Source organism: Streptomyces shaanxiensis (assembly GCF_039537145.1).
GTDB classification, from domain to species: domain Bacteria; phylum Actinomycetota; class Actinomycetes; order Streptomycetales; family Streptomycetaceae; genus Streptomyces; species Streptomyces shaanxiensis.
This window is the reverse complement of sequence record NZ_BAAAZY010000003.1, coordinates 407,893-427,015: the sequence shown is the minus strand read 5'-3', so window position 1 is coordinate 427,015 and position 19,123 is coordinate 407,893. Positions and strand designations below refer to the sequence as shown.

Below are 19,123 nucleotides of genomic sequence, written 5' to 3'. Positions count from 1 at the left end.
GCCGGAGGAGGAGTCTCCGGGGATCGGGCGCGGCCGGGGCCTCCGATGCCCGAGACCGGCCACCCCAAGGCTCACAGCGATGGCGCTCGGTTTGAACATCCCCGGTGTGCTGCGCGTACGACCCTGCAAACCTCAAATGTTGCTCTGAAGGTGTCCGCCCCGGGGTTCGGGCCGATCCTGCGGGGCCATACCCCCGTCACGTCCGGCACGTCCGAGAGACGGGACAGCGGGTACGGAAGAGGCCGAGGAGGGGACGATGGAGCGACTGGGCACGGGGATCGGGTGGCGTCCGGAGATCGCGGACGCGGTGGAGCGCATGCCGGGCATCGACTGGGTCGAGACCGTCGCCGAGAACGTCTGTCCGGGGCATCTTCCCGAGTCGCTGGTACGGCTGCGGGAACGTGGCGTGACCGTGATCCCGCACGGCGTCTCGCTCGGCCTGGGCGGCGCGGAGCGGCCCGACGCCGGGCGGCTGGCCGCGCTCGCCGAGCGCGTTCAGGCGCTGGGGTCGCCGCTGGTCACCGAGCACATCGCGTTCGTACGGGCCGGGGGCCCGCTGACCGCGTCCCCGCGGCTGGAGGCGGGACACCTGCTTCCCGTACCGCGCACCCGGGACGCCCTCGACGTGCTGTGCGAGAACATCCGCATCGCCCAGGACGCGCTGCCCGTGCCGCTCGCCGTGGAGAACATCGCCGCGCTCATCTCCTGGCCGGGCGAGGAGATGACCGAGGGACAGTTCCTGTACGAACTCGCCGACCGTACCGGCGTACGGCTGCTCATCGACGTCGCCAACCTGCACACCAACCACGTCAACCGGGGCGAGGACCCGGCCAAGGCGCTCGCCGAGCTGCCGCTGGAGGCCATCGCGTACGTCCATGTCGCGGGCGGCTTCGAACGCGACGGCGTCTGGCACGACAGCCACGCGCACCCGGTCCCCCAGCCGGTCCTGGACGTCCTGACCGACCTCGCGTCCCGGGTCTCCCCGCCGGGGGTCCTGCTGGAGCGCGACGAGAACTTCCCCGAACCGGCTGAGCTGGAGCGGGAGTTGGGGGCGATTCGGGGGGCGTTGGAGAAGGGGGCCGGGGAACGGGCCGCCGCTGCGGAGGAAGCACCCTCCGCCGAAAGGACCTCCGCCCAGGGAACCTCACCGGAGGCGGCGCTCAAGGAACCGGAGGCGTCACTCAAGGAAGGCGCCGCGCAAACCGGTGCCGTCACCGACCCCGCCCGGCAGCGACTGGCCCTCGCACAGGCCGCCCTGCTGTCCGCCCTCGTCGCCGGGACACCGGTGCCCGAGGGGTTCGACCGGGTGCGGCTGGGGGTGCAGGCGCGGGCGCTCGCCGGGAAGCGGGCGGACGTCGTGGCGAAGGTCGCGCCGGAGTTGCCGGTGATCCTGGGGAGCGGGTACCGGCGGTCGTTCCTCGCCTACACGCACGGGCACCCGATGACCGACGGCTATCGGCGTGACGCGCTGGACTTCGCCGGGTATCTGCTGGCCGAGGGACGGCTCGAAGACGCGCGGGTGCGGGCGGAGTTGCGGGAGTGGTGGCTGGAGCGGTCGGGGCCGAGGCCGCGGTCGCGGCGACCGGGGGTACGGCTGGCGCGGGCCACGCGCCGGGTACTGCTGCGGCGCTGAGCGCACTGCGCGTACGCCTTCCGCCCCTCCCCGACCGGACGCCGTCGCCCTGCGAGTGTGCGTGGATTAACACCACGGTGACTCAGCACGGTCGAAGCGACCGCTTCGCCCGGCTTTGCCCCGGGACGGCACCCACGCCCACTCCCCTATTCGCCCGCATCGACCCCCGTTTACAACCATTCACTCCTGTACGGCAGTTGGCGTAGCACCCGGAGTACCCCGAAGTAATATGCCAACCCAACCCTCGAAGCGCACTAACGTGCGGTGCCGCAACAGGAGGCACCATGCGACCGCGACCACCCATCAAAGGCCGAGGCATCTTCAGCGGCACCGGGCTCATCATCACGGGGCTGACGGCGACGCTGCTGGCGATGATCTTCCCGATCTGGTCGTACGCCGACCGGTCCGGGACCGGTTTCGACGTGCTGAACGCCGATACCGTCTCGACCGGCTACGGGCCGCTGTCCGCCCTCGACCGCGACTTCATCACCAAGGTCCGGCTGGCCGGGCTGTGGGAGTTGCCCGCCGGTCAGCAGGCCCGGCAGAAGGGCACGACTCCGGCCGTACGGACGGCCGGCGAGCACCTCATCGAAGGGCACACGTTCCTGGACGAGCGGGTGCGCGACGTCGCCGCCAAGCTCAGCCTCCAACTGCCCAACGAGCCCACCGAACAGCAGCAGGAGTGGCTGGCGACCCTGGACTCGGCCCAAGGCGTCGAGTACGACCGGCAGTTCGCCAACATCCTGCGGCTGGCGCACGGCAAGGTGTTCTCCGTCGTCGCCCAGGTGCGGGCCAGTACGCGCAACTCCCTCGTCCGCGAACTCGCCGACGACGCCAACTCCACCGTGCTGGACCACATCACGGTCCTGGAGGCCACCGGCTACGTCGACTTCGACGCCCTGGCCCAGGACATGGTCGCGGGCAGCACCCCTCCGCTCACCCCCGCCCCGGCTCCGCCCGGCCCGACCCTCGACCCCGCTCCGGCCGTCCCGGTGACCCCGCCCCCGTCACCGACGTACACACTGCCACCGGCGGCCACCAGCCCGCGCCCGGAGGACACCGAGGGCTCCTGAGGTCCCGGACTCGCCGATCCGGAACGTCACATACCGGCAACTCTCCGTCCGGATTGTGAACAAGGCATGGCGTTCCGCCGAGCCATTGGCATAGAAACGCGGCATGTTCTGGGTGGTTCTCTTGCTGCTGGCCTGGGCCGTCGCGGGCACGGCGTGTACACGGCTGTGCCTGGCAGCCGTACACGCCGCGGCCATGGACGCGAAAGACACGAAAGGCGCGACGGCAGGCCGAGGACACGATCTGACGCTGTACGAGGCCGCGTTCCTGTCCGGCGGCCCCCGGCGGGTCGCCGACCTGACGCTCGTCTCCATGGCGCGGCAGCGGCGGCTGCTGCTCGCGCACACCGGCTGGGCGACGGTGGTCGATCCGCGCGGCCGGGACGAGATGGAGCGCTCGGTCATAGGGGCCATCGGGCCGGAGGGCCAGTCCCGGATCGAGCCGGTGCGGGACGCGGCGGCCGCCGCCGACGCGGTGGGCAGCCTGGGTGACCGGCTGGTCAGCGCGGGGCTCGCCGTGCCCGACGGGGCGCGCGGCGGCGTCGCGTCCGCGATCCGGCAGGTGCGGCTCGCCGCGCTGTTCGTCCTGGCGCTGGGGGCGGTCGCCCTGCTGGCGCCGGCCCCGTCGGACATGCCGGCGCATCTGGTCGCCCTCTGGTTCGCGCTCCCCTTCGTGGTCACGCTGAGCTGCCTCGCCATCGCCCGGATGGAGATCCACCCGTACGCGCAGTGGGCCTCCCCGGCCGGACAGCGGCTGCTCAGCACCCTGGTCCGGCGCTCGGGGGGCGGGGACGACCGTACGTATCTCACCTCCGTCGCGGTCCGGGGCGTACGGGCGATCGGCGAGCCGGACCTGCGCGCGGCCTTCGCGCACCGCGAGCCGCACCAAGAAGCGTTCCACCGGCGCGGCTGACGGCACGGCAGTCGATGACGACGGCATCGGCGGTCGATGACGACGGCACCGGCAGTCGATGACGCATCGGGGGCATTGACGCCGACACCGGCAGGCGGTGCTTGCCTTCATCAACAGACGAACGAAATATCCCTTTTGTTGCTGCCGTGCACTGAAGGGATACGCGATGAGAGCTCCAGCCCTCTACTCGGTTGCCGGAGCCCTGCTCCTGACCGCCCTCTCCACCGCCCCGGCCGGCAGCACCACGGCCGCGGCCCCGCGTGCGGACGTGCGGGACGGCACGGCGGTGGCCGCCGCGCGCGCCGCGGCGGCCGGCATCGCCTTCGGCGCCTGCCCCAAGAAGCTGGAGCTGCCGGACGACGTGAAGTGCGGCACGGTGTCCGTCCCGCTCGACTACGCGAATCCCCACGGCAAGCAGATCCGACTCACCGTCAGCCGGATGCGGGCCACGCACAAGGACCCGAACAACAGCAAGCGCAGGGTCCCGCGACAGGGCGCCCTGGTCTACAACCCGGGCGGGCCGGGCGCGTCCAGCCTGCACTTCCCGCTGATCGGTGTCCTGCCCGCGTGGAAGCGGCTGGCGGGGGCGTACGACCTGGTCGGCTACGCCCCGCGCGGGGTGGGACCGTCCGCGCCGATCTCCTGCGAGAACCCCAAGCAGTTCTTCAAGGGCGCCACGCACCTGCCGACGTACCCTTCCGAGCCCTACAAGCGGGAGCGCATCGCGCAGGCGAAGGCCTACGCGCGCGGCTGTGCCGAGCGCACCGGCAGCGCGCTGCAGCACTACAACTCCCTCAACAACGCCCGTGACCTGGACGTCCTGCGCGCCGCGCTGGGCGAGGACAGGCTGACGTTCATGGGCGCGTCGTACGGCACCTACTTCGGCGCGCTGTACGCGACCCTGTTCCCCTCACACGTACGGCGGATGGTGTTCGACTCGGCGGTGAACCCGGACCCGGGGCAGATCTGGTACCGCAGCAACCTCCTGCAGTCGGCCGCGTTCGAGGGGCGGTGGGCGGACTTCCGGCAGTGGGTCGCCAAGCACCACGCCGTGTACGGCCTCGGCGCCACCCCCGACGAGGTGTTGCGCACCTACGAGAAGGTGCGGGCGCGGCTGGCCGTGGAGCCGGCCGGCGGGAAGGTCGGGACCGGGCAGTTGCAGGAGGCGTTCCTGCAGGTCGGGTACTACGACGACTACTGGCCCGCGCGGGCGCAGGTGCTGTCGGCGTATCTGAAGGGCGACCCGAAGCCGCTGATCGAGCTGGCCGCGCCGGCGACGGAGTCGGCGGCCGAGGAGGAGAACACGAACGCGGTCTACACCGCCGTGGAGTGCAACGACGCGCCCTGGCCGACGGACTGGGCGGTCTGGGACCGGGACAACACCCGGCTCGCGCGCGTGGCGCCGTTCGAGACCTGGGACAACGCGTGGATGAACCTGCCGTGCGCCTACTGGCAGATGCCCCGGCAGAAGCCCCTCGATGTGCGGACCGGGCCGGGTGAGGTGCCGCCGGTGCTGATCCTGGCGGCCGAGCGGGATGCCGCCACGCCGTACGAGGGGGCGCTGGAGATGCAGCGGCGGCTGTCGGGCTCGGTCCTGGTGACCGAACGGGACTCGGGCACGCACGGCATCGCGTACGGCCCGAACGCCTGCGTCAACGGCTACATCGACGCGTATCTGCTGTCGGGGCGTCTCCCGGAGCGGCGGGCGGCGTGCGAGGGGCACCCTGAGCCCAAGCCGGAGCGCCCGGAGGACCGCAGGGCGAAGAAGCTGACCAAGCAGACCGAGACGAAGCCGGGCGGCCGTCCTCAGGCCACCGCCGCCCGGCTCCCGCACTGATCAGGCGAGCCCGGCGACCAGCTCGGCCACGGACTTGCGGCGCCCGGTGTAGAACGGCACCTCTTCGCGGACGTGCATCCGGGCCTCGGAGGCCCGCAGGTGGCGCATGAGGTCGACGATGCGGTAGAGCTCGTCGGCCTCGAAGGCCAGGAGCCACTCGTAGTCGCCCAGCGAGAACGAGGCGACCGTGTTGGCGCGGACGTCCGGGAAGCCGCGGGCCATCTTGCCGTGGTCGGCGAGCATGCGGCGGCGGTCCTCGTCGGGCAGCAGGTACCAGTCGTAGGAGCGCACGAAGGGGTACACGCTGACGTAGTTGCGCGGCGTCTCGTCGGCGAGGAACGCCGGGATGTGCGAGCGGTTGAACTCGGCGGGGCGGTGCAGCGCCATGTTCGACCAGACCGGCTCCAGGGCGCGGCCCAGCTTGGTGCGGCGGAAGAGGTTGTACGCCTCCTGCAGCTGGTCGCTGGTCTCGGCGTGCCACCAGATCATGAGATCGGCGTCGGCGCGCAGCCCGGACACGTCGTACGTGCCGCGGACCGTCACGTCCTTGGCGGCGAGCTGGTCGAACAGCTCCTGGACCTCGTCGGCGTAGCCCGCGCGGTCCTCGGGGAGCACGTCCTTCAGCTTGAAGACGGACCAGAGGGTGTAGCGGATGACCTCGTTGAGGTCCTTGGCCAGCTTGCCCTTGTTCGGGATCCTGCCGGACTCGGTGGTGGAGGCGTCGTCACTCATGTCCCCTATTCTCCCGCTCCGCCGTGCAGACTCTGCACCGGGTTGGCGGTGAGCTCCTGCACAGCGCTCAGATCGCCGTGGATCTGGTCCACCGCGGCGTACGCGCTCGCGATGCACGCCGGGATGCCCACGCCGTCGTACTGCGCGCCGCACACCGCGAGGCCGGGCAGCTTGGCGACGTGCTCGCGGATGCGGGCCACGCGCGCGTGGTGGCCGACGGGGTACTGGGGCAGGCCGTCGGTCCAGCGGGTGACACGGGTTTCGAGGGGCGTGGCGTCGAGGCCGGTCGCGGCCCTGAGGTCGTGCCGGGAGACGTCCACCAGCTGGGCGTCGTCCCGTTCCAGGATCTCCGTCTCGCCGTAGCGCCCCACGGAGGTGCGCAGGACGACGACGTCCGGGTTCTCGTCGGCGATCCAGCCCCACTTCTGGGAGGCGAACGTCGACGCCTTGATGGTGCGCCCGTCGACCGGCGGCACCAGGAAGCCGCTGCCCGCGGGGAGGTCGGTGCCGATGCGCCGGTAGGCGAGGGTGACCAGGGCCATCGAGGCGTACTCGATGCCGTCGAGCTCGGCGGCGGCCTCGGGGGCCTCGGCGCGCAGCAGGCCGGCGGCGGCCGGGGCGGGTACGGCGACGACGACCGCGTCGGCGTGCAGCACCCGGTCGCCGGCGACGACGCGCCACCCGGCGGGCGCCTCGCGGCGCAGCTCCGTCACCGGGGCCCCGGTGACGATCTCGCCGCCCCGCGCGCGGACCGACTCCGCGACGGCGAGCGGGAGAGAGCCCACCCCGCCCTCGATGCCCATGAACACCGGCCCGGTCTGCTGGTTGGCCGCGAGCCTGGCCTGGATCTCTCGGACGGCCTCGGTGATCGAGTCGTGGGTCTGCGCGGCCTGGAAGAGCTGCGGGACCGCCGAGCGCATCGAGATGCGGTACGCGTCCCCCGCGTAGACGCCGCCCAGCAGGGGCTCGACCAGGCGGTCGACGACCTCGCGGCCGAGGCGCGCCGCGACGTACTCACCCACCGCCATGTCGTCGCCGACCTCCGTGCGGGGCAGGTCGGCGTCGCGCTCGATGCGGGCCAGGCCCTCGTCGGACAGGACGCCGGAGAGGGCGGCGGCGGTGCCGGGGACGCCCATGACATGCCCCTTGGGCATGGGGCGCAGGGCACCGCGGGTCCAGATCGAAGCGGTCGCGGTGGCGGGCGGCTGGAGGCGCTCGTCGAGGCCCACCACGCGGGCGAGGGCGACGGCCTCGGGGCGGCGGGCCAGCATCGACTCGGCGCCGAAGTCCACCCGCGCGCCCGCGATCTCCCCGGGCAGCAGCTTGCCGCCGACCCGCTCCGAGGCCTCCAGGACGGTCACGCGTCTGCCGTCGGCCAGCAGCCGGTGGGCGGCCGCCAGCCCGGCGATCCCGCCGCCGATGACGACGACATGGCCGTGCCCCGCAGGGCCGTCCGCGGTGCGTGTGTCCTCGCTGTGCTCGCGCATGATCCCACTCTCTCAAACGCCACTGACAGCGCCGCCGGGGCCGTACCGCTCACGCTGCGCGCCATCCCGTGTGCCCGCTCCGAGTCCCGACCGTGACCGCATCGGGACCGTTTCCCTCCAACGTTCTGCCTGCCCCCGGCGTCGAAGGAGCATCAGTCGCGACGACGACCCTCGGGGGTACAGCCACATGCGCACACGACGTTCCGTACGACCCGTCCAGGCCCTGGCCGGCCTCGCGCTGGCCGCCGCGCTCGCGCTCACCGGATGCAGCGGCGCGAACGACTCGGCCGGCGACAGCAAGGCCGCCGGGGACGAGGCCGCCCAGGCGGCGGAGCCACAGGCGAGTGCGGGGCAGGGCGCCCCGGACAGCGGCTTCGGCGGCGGGAAGGCCGCGCCGGCCAAGGTCGCCCCGAGCCACATCATCCGTACGGCCTCGCTGACCGTGCAGGTCAAGGACGTGCCGAAGGCCCTGGACGAGGCCCGTGCCACCACCGAGAACGCGGGTGGCTACGTCGGCAACGAGACCACCACACGCGACGAGGAGGGCCACGAGCGCACCCGCGTCGTCCTGCGCGTGCCCGTCGACAGGTACGCCGACGTGCTCACCGAACTGGAGGGCGCGGGCAAGCTGGTCGAGCGCAGCGCCAAGGCGCAGGACGTCACCGACCAGGTCGTGGACGTGGAGAGCCGTCTCAAGTCGCAGCGCGCCAGCGTCGCCCGGATCCGTGAGCTGATGGACCAGGCGACCAAGCTCAGCGACGTGGTCACGCTGGAGGGCGAGCTGAGCACCCGTCAGGCCGACCTGGAGTCGTTGCTCGCCCAGCAGGCGTCCCTGAAGGACCGCACCAGTCTGGCGACGATCACCCTGACCCTGTCGGAGACGCCGGTGAAGAAGGTCGCGAAGGACGACGACCCCGGCTTCCTGGACGCGCTCGCGGGCGGCTGGGGGGCGTTCGTGACGATGCTGCGCTGGATCGCGGTGGCGTTCGGCGCGGTGCTGCCCTTCGCGGCGGTGGCGGCGCTGATCGTGCTGCTGTGGCTGAAGGTCCTGCGGCCCCGTCTGCCCGGTCGCCCGGCCACCGCGCCCGCGACGACCGCGATGGGCCCGCTGCCGACCGCACACCCGGCACCGCGGCCCACGCGCGCGGGGGACGAGGGCGGCCGCGAGCAGGGTGGCGGGCAGGACTGAAATGCCCGGCGCTCGTAGCGTGTTCGCATGAGCATGAGCGCTGCGAGGGATGTGTCGGGTACGCGAGAGCGACTGGTCGTGATCGGCGGCGACGCCGCGGGGATGTCCGCGGCGTCGCAGGCACGGCGCCTGAAGGGCGCCGAGGAGCTGGAGATCGTGGCGTTCGAACGCGGCCACTTCACCTCCTTCTCGGCCTGCGGCATCCCGTACTGGGTGGGCGGCGACGTCCCCGACCGCGACCGGCTGATCGCCCGTACGCCCGAGGAGCACCGCGCGCGGGACATCGACCTGCGCATGCGGACGGAGGTCACGGAGATCGACGTGGCCGGCGGCCGGGTACGCGCGCGTGACGTCGACTCCGGTGCCGAGTCCTGGACGTCGTACGACAAACTCGTGATCGCGACCGGCGCCCGCCCGATCCGCCCCGACATGCCGGGCGCCGACGCCCCCGGTGTCCACGGAGTGCAGACCCTGGACGACGGCCAGGCCCTCATCGACACGCTGACACGCACGCCTGGGCGGCGCGCGGTGGTGGTCGGCGCCGGCTACATCGGCGTCGAGATGGCCGAGGCGCTCATCAACCGCGGCTACGAGGTGACGGTCGTCAACCGCGGCAGCGAGCCCATGTCCACGCTCGATGCGGACATGGGCCGACTGGTTGACGAGGCCATGGAGGGCCTGGGCATCACGATGGTCAACGACGCCGAGGTCACCAAGATCCTCACGGGTGACGACGGCAGGGTCCGCGCGGTGGCCACGGAGGACGCCGAGTACCCGGCCGACGTGGTCGTCCTCGGCATCGGAGTCCGTCCGGAAACCACCCTGGCCCGGGACGCCGGCCTCCCCGTCGGCGACCACGACGGCCTGCTGACCGACCTGGCCATGCGCGTACGCGGCCACGAGAACATCTGGGCCGGCGGCGACTGCGTGGAGGTCCTCGACCTGGTCTCCGGCCGCGAACGCCACATCGCGCTCGGCACCCACGCCAACAAACACGGCCAGGTCATCGGCACGAACGCGGCGGGCGGCTACGCCACGTTCCCCGGCGTGGTCGGCACGGCCGTCAGCAAGGTCTGCGACCTGGAGATCGCCCGCACGGGCCTGCGCGAGAAGGACGCGCGCAGGGCGGGCCTGCAGTACGTGACGGCGACGATCGAGTCCACGAGCCGCGCGGGCTACTACCCCGACTCGGCACTGATGACGGTCAAGATGCTCGCGGAACGCCGCACGGGCCGACTGCTGGGCGTCCAGATCGTCGGCCGGGAGGGCGCGGGCAAGCGGGTCGACGTCGCGGCGGTGGCGTTGACGGCCGGGATGACGGTGGAGCAGATGGTGTCCTTGGACCTGGGTTACGCGCCCCCGTTCTCACCGGTGTGGGACCCGGTTCTGGTGGCAGCTCGCAAGGCATCGAAAGCAGTGAATGCCGCAACCTCGTAAGGGCGGCGCGGGTAACCCCCTAGGGGCGCGGGGCTGTATCGATATGCGGCTCCGCCGCGTGGGCGCGACCTGCCACAACGAACCCGCGCCCGCCGAACCACCGCACCCCTACGGCGTCATGCGCTTCCGTTGATCCTCTCGATGGCCTGCCGAGCCTGCTCGGCCGGCGGCCGCGAAGGCAACGAAGACACAGAGGCACTCACACTCGGCGGCATAGCGGCAGCGGGCTGCTCCCCCGCCGGCTTCGCATGCGCCGCAGCAGGCCGAGCCGACCGCAGCCGATGGCTGACGGCCTCGTCCAACGTCACCGGCCGCTGCATCTGCGTCGCAAGACGCCCCGCCTCCTGGCCCAGCCGCGCGACGTCTTCCCAGGGCAGCCGTACCACCAGGGCGATCTCGGCCTCCCCGTCGGGCAACGCGTGAATCGGAGGAGTAACTCGGTCGTTCATCGCCTGTTCCTCACGTAGTCCCCGCGACCCGCCTTCCCCGTGCCGCGGGCGGTTGCCGACACATACGCACGCGGCCGCGGCCACGTTCACCGATTTGCCGCACGCATCCCGGGCAGATACCTGTCGTGGTCATCCCCGTCCATGACGTGAACCCGGTCCGCCGCACCCCTTGGGTGACCTACGCGCTGATCGCCGCGAACGTCCTCGTCTTCCTGTCCATGCCCGGCATAGCCGGCTCGGTGGCCGGTGAGAGCAGCCTGGCCCAGCTGTGCCATCTGCACGCGTTCCTGGACCACTACGCGGCGGTGCCGCGGGAGTTGATCCACGACCAGTTGCCCAGGGCGGTCCCCACGGGCGACGTCGCGGTCGGCGCGCAGGGCCCCGGCTGTGTGATCGGTGCGCCGGACTACGACAAGTCCCCGGTGCTGTCGGTCTTCACCGCGATGTTCCTGCACGGCAGTTGGCTGCACCTGCTCGGCAACATGCTCTTCCTGCTGATCTTCGGCAACAACATCGAGGACCGCATGGGCCATGTGCGGTACTTCCTCTTCTACGTCGTCTGCGGCTACGCGGCGTCGTACGGCTTCGCGCTCCTCAACGACGACTCCGCCGACCCGCTGATCGGCGCGTCCGGGGCGATCGCGGGCGTGCTGGGCGCCTATCTCGTGCTGTATCCGAAGGCCAGGGTCTGGGTCCTGGTCCCGTTCCTGATCTTCCTGCCGCTGCGGTTGCCGGCCTGGCTGGTGCTCGGGTTCTGGTTCGGGCTGCAGGCGGCGTACTCGTCCGGCGAGGGCGTCACGGACGCGGGCACCGTGGCGTACGCGGCGCACATCGTGGGTTTCCTGGCGGGCATGCTGCTGGCCTGGCCGCTCAAGGCGGGCACGCCCCCGCCGCCGGAACCGCGCGGTCTGCTGTTCGGCAGGAAAGCACGGCCCCGGCACTCCTGGTGAGCCCCGGAGAACGGCCTAGCGGGCGGTCTGCGTGTGGACGTACTCCACGAGCCGGGTCAGCGCGTCCGGGTCGGTGGACGGCATGACGCCGTGGCCGAGGTTGAAGACATGGCCTTCGAGGTTCGCGGCGGTGTCGAGGACCTCTCGGGTCTTCGCCTCGACGGCCTCCGTGCCGGCGAACAGGACGGTCGGGTCGAGGTTGCCCTGGAGCGCCTTGCCGGGGCCGACCCGGCGGGCGGCCTCGTCGAGCGGGACGCGCCAGTCGACGCCGACGACGTCCGCGCCGGCCTCGCCCAGCAGCTTCAGCAGTTCACCGGTGCCGACGCCGAAGTGGATGCGGGGGACGCCGTATCCGGCGACCGCGGCGAAGACCTTGGCGGAGTGCGGCATCACCGAGTTCGTGTAGTCGGCCGGGGAGAGCGCGCCGGCCCACGAGTCGAACAGCTGGATCGCGCTCGCGCCCGCCTCGATCTGCACCTTCAGGAAGGCGGCCGTGATGTCCGCGAGGCGGTCGAGCAGGTCGGCCCAGAGCTCGGGGTCGCCGTACATCATCGCCTTGGCGTTCTCGTACGTGCGGGACGGGCCGCCCTCGACGAGGTAGCTCGCAAGGGTGAAAGGCGCGCCGGCGAAACCGATGAGCGGGGTCGAGCCGAGCTCGGCGGTGAGCAGGCCGATCGCCTCGGTGACGTACGAGACGTCCTCGGGGGTCAGGTCGCGCAGTTGGGCCAGGTCGGCGCGGGTGCGGATCGGCTTCTCGACGACCGGGCCGACGCCGGGCCTGATGTCGAGGTCGATGCCGATGGCCTTGAGCGGGACGACGATGTCGCTGAAGTAGATCGCCGCGTCCACGTTGTGCCGGCGCACGGGCTGCAGGGTGATCTCGGTGACCAGTTCGGGCCGCATGCAGGACTCGAGCATCGGGATGCCCTCGCGCACCTTGCGGTACTCCGGCAGGGAGCGCCCGGCCTGCCGCATGAACCACACGGGCGTGTGCGGCACGGGTTCGCGCCTGCACGCCTTGAGGAAGGCGGACTCGTACGTGGCTGACGGCGGCGTCTGGTTGGCACTCACGGGGGCAAGTCTCGCACGGCCGCACCGGGCCCGGCTCGGGGGTCGCCGTGTTGTCCGGGTGTCCCTCCCTGCACGAAGCTCCCGTTCCCTTTAATCTTCCCGGCATGGCTGCGGCTCAGGGAAGACTGTCGGACGGCACTGGCGGAATGGATGACGCGAAGGAGGCCGGGGAGGGGGACCGGCATTCGCACAATACGGCTCCACCGGCTTTCCGGGCCGCTGTCGAGGCTCTGCGCGCCGCGCGTCTGCGCCCGCAGATCGAGGTCGAGCAGACCAAGGCGCCCCAGCGCCTGGCCCCGTACGCGTACGCGCTGGAGGCCGCCGTCGTCGACGGTGACCAGGACCTGGCCGACGGCCGCCTGGTGCTGCTGCACGACCCGGCGGGGCACGACGCCTGGCGTGGTGCCTTCCGGCTGGTGACCCTGGTGCGCGCGGAGCTGGAGCCGGAGATGGCCGCCGATCCGCTGCTGCCCGACGTCTGCTGGTCCTGGCTGACCGGCGCGCTCCAGGCGCGCGGGCTGTCGTACGGCGAACCGAGCGGCACCGTCACGCGCGCCAGCTCCCACTACTTCGGCGGGCTGTCCGAGCGGCCGGCGGCCTCGCAGATCGAGATCCGTGCCTCCTGGACGCCGCGTGAGGGCCTGGGCGGCGTTCCGGACACCGCGGCCCACCTGGCGTCCTGGTGCGACCTGCTCGCCCAGGTCGCGGGGCTGCCGCCGGCGGGGCCGGGCGACGCGTCGGTGGTGACGCTGCCGCAGCGCCGTGATCCACAGTCCCGCTGACCGCCACCGGCTTGACCGTCACTTTGTCGATACGGCCACTTTCGGTCAGGAACAGCCTTCGATCGAAGCGATGTGCTCACTGAACGATCGACCACGTGTCTGAATTGCCCGATTGTTACTAACTAAATCGTGATCTTTCCCTAAAGGGCCATGGGTTTAGTGCCGAAGACGACTGTGACCTTGAAAGTCGTCCCCGCACCCAGGAGGCCTGGTGTCCGTTCTCCTCGAGCAGCCTGCAAGCCTGGTCGCCTACCGCCCGAACAAGCCGACCGCCATGGTGGTCGTGGCCGATCCCCGCGTCCGCTCCACCGTCACCCGCCACCTCTGGGCGCTCGGTGTGCGCGATGTCATCGAGGCCTCGTCCATCGCGGAGGCTCGTCCCCGCATCGGCAACCCCCGCGACATCTGTGTCGCCGACGTCCACCTGCCCGACGGCTCCGGCCTCACCCTCCTGTCGGAGACCCGCGCCGCGGGCTGGCCCAACGGCCTCGCCCTCTCCGCCGCCGACGACATCGGCGCCGTCCGCAACGCCCTCGCCGGTGGCGTGAAGGGCTACGTGGTCACCGGCACGCGCACCAACGTCGGGCTCCCCACCCGGCCCGGTGCCGCTCCCATCGGCTCCGCCGCCGCCCGTATGCACCGTCGCCACCCGGGTGCCCCGAGCCACCCGGGCGGCTACCGCGAGCTCTCCGGTCGTGAGGTCGAGGTGCTGCGGCTGGTGGCGGAGGGCCAGTCGAACAAGGCGATCGGCGTCTCGATGGGCCTGTCCGCGCTGACCGTCAAGAGCCACCTCGCCCGGATCGCCCGCAAGCTGGGCACCGGCGACCGCGCCGGCATGGTCGCCGTGGCCCTGCGAACCGGCATCATCCACTGAAGGCCCGACCGAAACCGCATGAGCCGCATCACACCCATGTGAACGCTTGATCATTCACTGACGTGAACGGGATCGGCTGTCTGCCGGGCCGCTGATCCCCTCCCGCGTCCTCACCTGTCGTGAACCGGACCTTTCACTTACCTGACTGGTTTACGACCCTCAGGCGCCCGCCGACGGAACGTTCCGTCGGCGGGCGCTGTCCATACACAGATACCCTTGACATGTGACCGACGCCCAAGAGACCGCAGCAGACAGTTCACTGCGAACCACCGGAGGCGCCCCTCCGGACGACGGCGGATCTTCTGTTACGGAGGCGCCGATCCCGTTGCTGGAGCCCCGCGAGGGCATTCCGCCCGTGATCGCCGACGAGGCCGCCCTCACCGAGGTGATCGCCTCCTTCTCCGCGGGCTCGGGCCCGGTCGCCGTCGACGCCGAACGCGCGTCCGGCTACCGCTACGGCCAGCGCGCCTATCTGGTGCAGCTGCGCCGCGCGGGCGCGGGGTCCGCGTTGATCGACCCGGTGGCCTGCCCCGACCTGTCGGGACTCGGCGAGGCGCTGTCCGGCGTGGAGTGGGTGCTGCACGCGGCCACCCAGGATCTGCCCTGTCTGCGCGAGATAGGCATGGTGCCGAGCCTGCTGTTCGACACCGAGCTGGCCGGGCGGCTCGCCGGGTTCCCCAGAGTGGGACTCGGCGCGATGGTCGAGGGCGTGCTCGGGTTCGTCCTGGAGAAGGGCCACTCGGCCGTCGACTGGTCGACCCGGCCGCTGCCCGAGCCGTGGCTGCGGTACGCGGCGCTGGACGTCGAGCTGCTCGTGGACCTGCGCGACGCGCTGGAGAAGGAGCTGGACCGGCAGGGGAAGCTGGAGTGGGCGCGACAGGAGTTCGAGGCGATCGCGGCCGCGCCGCCCGCCGAGCCGCGCAAGGATCCTTGGCGGCGGACGTCCGGGATGCACAAGGTGCGCCGGCGTCGGCAGCTGGGCGTGGTGCGGGAGCTGTGGCAGACGCGGGACCGGATCGCTCAGAAGCGGGATGTCTCGCCGGGCAAGGTGCTCAGTGACGCGGCCATCGTGGAGGCCGCGCTCTCCTTGCCGGCCAATGTGCATGCCCTTGCCGCGCTGAACGGTTTCGGGCATCGGATGGGACGGCGACAGCTGGAGCAGTGGCAGGCCGCGGTGGACCGCGCGAAGGCCTTGCCGGAGTCGCAGTTGCCGGCGCCCGGGCAGCAGGTGACGGGGCCTCCGCCGCCGCGAGCGTGGGCCGACAAGGATCCGGTTGCTGCGGCTCGGCTGTCCGCGGCCCGGGCCGCTGTTTCCGCGCTCGCCGAGCAGCTCAACATGCCTCAGGAGAACCTGATCACCCCGGACACCGTGCGGCGGGTCTGCTGGGAGCCGCCGAAGGTGGTCGACGCCGACTCGGTCGCCGAGGCGTTGGCTGGTTACGGGGCTCGGGCCTGGCAGGTCGAGCAGGTCACGCCGGTTCTGGTTGCTGCCCTGTCCGCCGAGCCGACGTAGGACCTCGAGGCACCTCACCGGGTCGCACCTCGCATGAAACCGTTGTAGATGAACCGCTGCAGCAGCAGGAAGACGATCAAGGTCGGCAGGATCACCAGCACCGCTCCTGCCGAGATCGTTTCCCAGTGGGCGCCGAACGGGCCCTTGAAGCGGAACAGGGACGTCGAGATCACGCCAAGGTCTTCCGACGGCATGTAGAGGAACGGGATGTAGAAGTCGTTGTAGGTGGTGATGCCCTTGACGATCACCACCGTCGCGACGGCCGGCTTCAGCAGGGGGAAGATGATCCTGCGGTAGATCGTGAAGGCATTGGCACCGTCCAGGCGGGCCGCCTCGTCCAGTGAGGTCGGGATGGAGCGGACGAACTGCAGGAAGATGTAGATCGAGACGATGTCCGTGCCCATGTAGAGGACGATCGGCGCCCACAGACTGTCGAACATGCCGAAGCTGTTGACGATCTGGAAGGTCGCCACCTGGGTCGTCACGCCGGGGACCAGGGCGGCCACCAGGAACAGGGCCACGACCAGTTTCTTGCAGCGGAAGGTGAAGCGGTCGATGGCGTAGGCCGTCATGGAGCCGATGAGTACCGTGCCGCCGATGGCGAAGAGCAGGATGACCGCCGTGTTGGCGAAGGCCGAGAGCATACGGCCGTCCTGGAACGCCGTCGCGTAGTTGTGGAAGTCGAGCAGGTCGTCGGGGAGGGCGAGGGCTCCGCTGCCGTTCGCCATCTCCTGCTCGGACTTGAGGGACGTCAGGAGTACGGCGGCGAGCGGGAGCAGGACCACGACCGTCGCGCCGATCAGGGACAGGTACATCAGCGTGCGGGCCACTGCGCTGCGCGTCATGCGAGGTCCACCTTGTCGTCGGGGACGAGACGCCGCTGCACCCAGGTCACCGCCAGGACGATCAGCAGCAGCACGACCGCGGCGGCCGAGGCGAGCCCGGTCTTGTTGAACTGGAAGGCCAGCTTCACGGTCTGGATCACGAAGGTCTCGGTGCCCGTCGCCCCGCCGGTCATGATGTACGGGATCTCGAAGACCGAGAGCGAGCCCGAGATCGAGAGGATGACGGTCAACGACAGGACCGGCTTGATGCCCGGCGCGATGATGAGGCGGAACTGCTGCCAGCGGTTCGCGCCGTCCAGTTCGGCCGCCTCGTACAGCTCCCCGGGGATCGACTGGATCGCGCCCAGGAAGAGGACGAAGTTCAGGCCCAGGTAGCGCCAGACGGACACGGCGGCGAGGGAGGTGTTCGCCGATTCCGGGGTGCCCAGCCACGCTCGGTCCGTCTCCACTCCGAACAGGCCGAGCACGGAGTCGAGGGTGCCGCCGTCCTGGAAGAAGTAGAGGAAGACGAAGCCGATCGCCACCCCGTTGATCAGGTACGGGAAGAACAGCACGCCCTTGAAGAAGTTCCGGAAGCGGACGTTGAAGCTGAGGACCGTGGCGAAGTAGAGCGCGGCGACGATCTGGATCACGGATGCGGCGAGGTAGTAGCCGCTGACCCAGAAGACCTCGAACAGGTCGGAGCGGGTGAAGAGTTCGGCGTAGTTCTCGGCGCCCGTGTAGTGCAGCTCGGGGCTCACTCCGTCCCAGTCGGTGAAGCTGTACGCGACCATGTTGGCGATCGGCGCGTAGGTGAAGACGATCAGCAGGGCGAGCGGGGCGAGCAGGAAGAGCCAGGGGGTGGCCCCGCGCCACAGGCGTGCCGTGCGCGGGGCGGGGGCTGGTTCGGGGGCGGCGTCGACAGCCCCCGTGGAGGCCTTGGCGGCCGCCTTCTCGAGCGACGTGTCCGTCATCAGGACCCCAGCGACTTCTGGGTCTCGGTCCACTTCCTGCCGAGGTCGTCCAGGAAGTCGTCCAGGCTGCCCTTGGTGGCCCCGCGGGCGAGGTCGACGAGGTCCTGGCGGTAGTCGGGCTTGTAGAGGCCGATCTCGGACTGGTTGTCGATGGACTTCACCTCGGCGCCCTTGGTGTCGTCGAGGTCGAGGATCCTGACCCCCGCCTCCTCGTACGGCTTCAGGACGTCGGGCAAGGGGGCGGTCTTGAGCGGGGACAGCGCGAGGTTGTCCGCCGCGTAGCCGGACTTGTCGGTGAACCAGTCGATCCAGGCGCGGGCGGCCTCCTTGTGCTCGGAGTGGATGTTGACGGCCTGGTTGTAGTCGGGCTGGGCCACCGCGCAGAACGTGCCGTTCTTCTGGGCCGGGAAGGGCATGAAGCCGATGTCGTCCGGGTCGGCGCCGGCCTGCTTCGCCGCGCCCTGCATCTGGGTGACCGCCCAGGAGCCGAGCCACATCGTGGCGATCTCGCCCTTGGCGATCCGGGGCTTGGACGCCTCCCAGTTGGTGGTCGTGGGGTCCTTCTCGATGAGCCCCTCGTGGACGATGTCGTACAGCAGCGTGTCGGCGGTCCGCACATCGGCGCCCTTCGCCCACGGGTCGCCCTCGGCAAGCTTCGTGGTGGCCTGTTCGTCGCAGCTGACCGAGCCGTTGACCTGCGTCCACTGGGTGAGCGGCCACATGTCCTTGAAGTTGGTGTAGTACGGGATCGCGTCGGTCCTCGACTTGATCGCCTTCAGGTCGTCGAGGAACCCGGCCGGCGTCGTGGGCCAGTCGGTGATGCCGGCCTCCTGCCAGACCCTCTTGTTGTAGATGAAGCCCGGGACCGCGCCGAGCGGGCTCTGGCCGTAGACCTTGCCGTCCACGGTGGTGTAGTCGGTGAAGCGGTACTTCTTGCTCCGCACGGCCTGAGTGCCCAGCGAGGCGAAGAACCTGGGGTAGTCCTTCTTCTCGATCACCGCGGGGATCATGAGGACGTCGCCGTAGTCCTCCGTGTTCATACGGATCTTGACTTCGCCCTCGTAGTCGGTGACGGCGTCGAACTCGACCGTCACCTTGGGATACGTCCTGTTGAACTCGGCGGCGTACTTCTTCATCGTCCCGTCCTGCACGAGGTCGGTCCGATGGGTGAGAACCGTGATGGTGCCGCTGACCTTTGACGGGTCGTCGGCCGCCTTGGCCTCCGCGCCCTTCGAGCTTCCTCCGGTGCCGGTGCACGCCGAGAGCAGCAGGGCACCCGTGGCGACGGCGAGGACAGTACGGCGGTTCATGTGCATCAGCTACGTTCTCGGGACGGATGAGCACTGGCGGGTTGGCTGGTTCCGAACTCTGACAACGTTTTCTTAACC

Annotated in this window: 17 protein-coding genes; 10 read left to right on the top strand and 7 right to left on the bottom strand. The window is 70.7% G+C overall.

The annotated features are described in order from the left end of the window. The first annotated feature begins 256 nt into the window (after positions 1-256). The 4 genes from ABD932_RS04020 to ABD932_RS04005 all read left to right on the top strand — a co-directional run bounded on the left by ABD932_RS04020 (position 257) and on the right by ABD932_RS04005 (position 5,453). On the top strand, positions 257-1,633 hold the full coding sequence (locus tag ABD932_RS04020; protein ID WP_345008669.1) for an MbnB/TglH/ChrH family RiPP precursor modification enzyme: 1,377 nt from the start codon (positions 257-259) through the stop codon (positions 1,631-1,633). Between the two features lie 284 nt (positions 1,634-1,917). Beyond that, positions 1,918-2,706, top strand: coding sequence for a DUF4142 domain-containing protein (locus ABD932_RS04015; RefSeq protein WP_345008668.1), 789 nt, complete (start codon positions 1,918-1,920; stop codon positions 2,704-2,706). A gap of 103 nt (positions 2,707-2,809) precedes the next feature. Next, entirely contained in the window at positions 2,810-3,616 is an 807-nt protein-coding gene (locus tag ABD932_RS04010) for a TIGR04222 domain-containing membrane protein (RefSeq protein WP_345008667.1), read from the top strand. A gap of 166 nt (positions 3,617-3,782) precedes the next feature. Continuing rightward, on the top strand, positions 3,783-5,453 hold the full coding sequence (locus tag ABD932_RS04005) for an alpha/beta hydrolase (protein WP_345008666.1): 1,671 nt from the start codon (positions 3,783-3,785) through the stop codon (positions 5,451-5,453). On the opposite strand, the gene hemQ is transcribed toward ABD932_RS04005, so the two are convergent. Together hemQ and hemG are read right to left on the bottom strand one after the other, a co-directional pair. Further along, positions 5,454-6,185, bottom strand: coding sequence for a hydrogen peroxide-dependent heme synthase (hemQ, locus tag ABD932_RS04000; RefSeq protein ID WP_345008665.1), 732 nt, complete (start codon positions 6,183-6,185; stop codon positions 5,454-5,456). 5 nt (positions 6,186-6,190) lie between these two features. After that, positions 6,191-7,672 carry a protoporphyrinogen oxidase gene (hemG, locus tag ABD932_RS03995; protein ID WP_345008664.1) on the bottom strand — a complete coding sequence of 494 codons (1,482 nt, stop codon included), beginning with the start codon at positions 7,670-7,672 and terminating at the stop codon, positions 6,191-6,193. Positions 7,673-7,859: 187 nt separating this feature from the next. On the opposite strand from hemG, the gene ABD932_RS03990 reads away from it, so the two are divergent. After that, on the top strand, positions 7,860-8,861 hold the full coding sequence (locus ABD932_RS03990; RefSeq protein ID WP_345008663.1) for a DUF4349 domain-containing protein: 1,002 nt from the start codon (positions 7,860-7,862) through the stop codon (positions 8,859-8,861). A gap of 27 nt (positions 8,862-8,888) precedes the next feature. Further along, on the top strand, positions 8,889-10,298 hold the full coding sequence (locus ABD932_RS03985; protein WP_345008662.1) for an FAD-dependent oxidoreductase: 1,410 nt from the start codon (positions 8,889-8,891) through the stop codon (positions 10,296-10,298). 116 nt (positions 10,299-10,414) lie between these two features. Here the strand turns inward: ABD932_RS03985 and ABD932_RS03980 are convergent, their stop codons facing one another. Next, positions 10,415-10,747 (bottom strand): hypothetical protein, encoded by a 333-nt coding sequence (locus ABD932_RS03980; protein ID WP_345008661.1) that lies wholly within the window; start codon positions 10,745-10,747, stop codon positions 10,415-10,417. A gap of 125 nt (positions 10,748-10,872) precedes the next feature. Between ABD932_RS03980 and ABD932_RS03975 the strand changes: the two genes are divergently transcribed. Further along, a complete protein-coding gene (locus ABD932_RS03975; protein WP_345008660.1) occupies positions 10,873-11,697 on the top strand; it encodes a rhomboid family intramembrane serine protease in 825 nt (274 codons plus the stop codon). 15 nt (positions 11,698-11,712) lie between these two features. Here ABD932_RS03975 and hemE read toward each other — a convergent pair whose 3' ends face one another. Next, a complete protein-coding gene (hemE, locus tag ABD932_RS03970) occupies positions 11,713-12,768 on the bottom strand; it encodes a uroporphyrinogen decarboxylase (RefSeq protein WP_345008659.1) in 1,056 nt (351 codons plus the stop codon). Positions 12,769-12,914: 146 nt separating this feature from the next. Between hemE and ABD932_RS03965 the strand changes: the two genes are divergently transcribed. The 3 genes from ABD932_RS03965 to ABD932_RS03955 all read left to right on the top strand — a co-directional run bounded on the left by ABD932_RS03965 (position 12,915) and on the right by ABD932_RS03955 (position 15,937). Then, positions 12,915-13,550: a DUF3000 domain-containing protein gene (locus tag ABD932_RS03965; protein ID WP_250087372.1), complete on the top strand. Its 636-nt coding sequence runs from the start codon at positions 12,915-12,917 to the stop codon at positions 13,548-13,550. A gap of 211 nt (positions 13,551-13,761) precedes the next feature. Continuing rightward, positions 13,762-14,424, top strand: a complete 663-nt coding sequence (locus tag ABD932_RS03960) for a response regulator transcription factor (protein ID WP_126395801.1) — start codon at positions 13,762-13,764, stop codon at positions 14,422-14,424. 223 nt (positions 14,425-14,647) lie between these two features. Beyond that, positions 14,648-15,937: an HRDC domain-containing protein gene (locus tag ABD932_RS03955; RefSeq protein WP_345008658.1), complete on the top strand. Its 1,290-nt coding sequence runs from the start codon at positions 14,648-14,650 to the stop codon at positions 15,935-15,937. A 14-nt stretch (positions 15,938-15,951) separates the two neighbouring features. On the opposite strand, the gene ABD932_RS03950 is transcribed toward ABD932_RS03955, so the two are convergent. The 3 genes from ABD932_RS03950 to ABD932_RS03940 are packed head-to-tail and all read right to left on the bottom strand — an operon-like array spanning position 15,952 to position 19,045. Then, positions 15,952-16,782: a carbohydrate ABC transporter permease gene (locus ABD932_RS03950; protein WP_345008657.1), complete on the bottom strand. Its 831-nt coding sequence runs from the start codon at positions 16,780-16,782 to the stop codon at positions 15,952-15,954. Then, positions 16,779-17,735: a carbohydrate ABC transporter permease gene (locus ABD932_RS03945; protein WP_345008656.1), complete on the bottom strand. Its 957-nt coding sequence runs from the start codon at positions 17,733-17,735 to the stop codon at positions 16,779-16,781. The genes ABD932_RS03950 and ABD932_RS03945 overlap by 4 nt, the downstream gene beginning before the upstream one ends. Then, positions 17,735-19,045, bottom strand: a complete 1,311-nt coding sequence (locus tag ABD932_RS03940) for an ABC transporter substrate-binding protein (protein ID WP_345008655.1) — start codon at positions 19,043-19,045, stop codon at positions 17,735-17,737. The genes ABD932_RS03945 and ABD932_RS03940 overlap by 1 nt, the downstream gene beginning before the upstream one ends. Between the last annotated feature and the right edge of the window lie 78 nt (positions 19,046-19,123).